Below are 354 nucleotides of genomic sequence, written 5' to 3'. Positions count from 1 at the left end.
GTTAAATTAGTATGTTCCTGTTGAATAGTTCTATATGTCTAAATATAAAACTCCCACATGTATCTGACATGTGGGAGTTTTAAAACTTTCTTCGTTCATGGTCAAAAAGAGTTCTTCGCAAATGTTTCTACTTCTTGTAGCATCATTCGGCGCTCAAGATCACTACACTGTATAACATCTCCAAAATGAAGGTTTCCTTTATTTTCAAGTCGGCAGAACTGAAAAATGGTTTTATCCACTAGGTCTAAAAAGTTTAATTCAATATCTTCATTAATGAATTGTTCTTTAGGCGTTCCTGTTGTATAAATCATTGCAGCCTTTTTTCCCGTCAATAAGGGTATTGGGTCTTCTCCA

Annotated in this window: 1 protein-coding gene; it reads right to left on the bottom strand. The window is 34.5% G+C overall.

Annotation, left to right across the window (positions count from 1 at the left end; genetic code table 11):
* Positions 1–101: 101 nt before the first annotated feature.
* Positions 102–354: NAD(P)H-dependent oxidoreductase (locus AOA60_RS32615; RefSeq protein ID WP_178075331.1), on the bottom strand; the 253-nt coding region annotated here is incomplete at its 5' end.

The organism is Pseudomonas sp. 2822-17 (genome assembly GCF_002742485.1).
In the GTDB taxonomy this organism is placed as follows: domain Bacteria; phylum Pseudomonadota; class Gammaproteobacteria; order Pseudomonadales; family Pseudomonadaceae; genus Aquipseudomonas; species Aquipseudomonas cyclaminis.
Note: the sequence above shows the minus strand (reverse complement) of the source record. Positions and strands in the feature narration are given on the sequence as shown.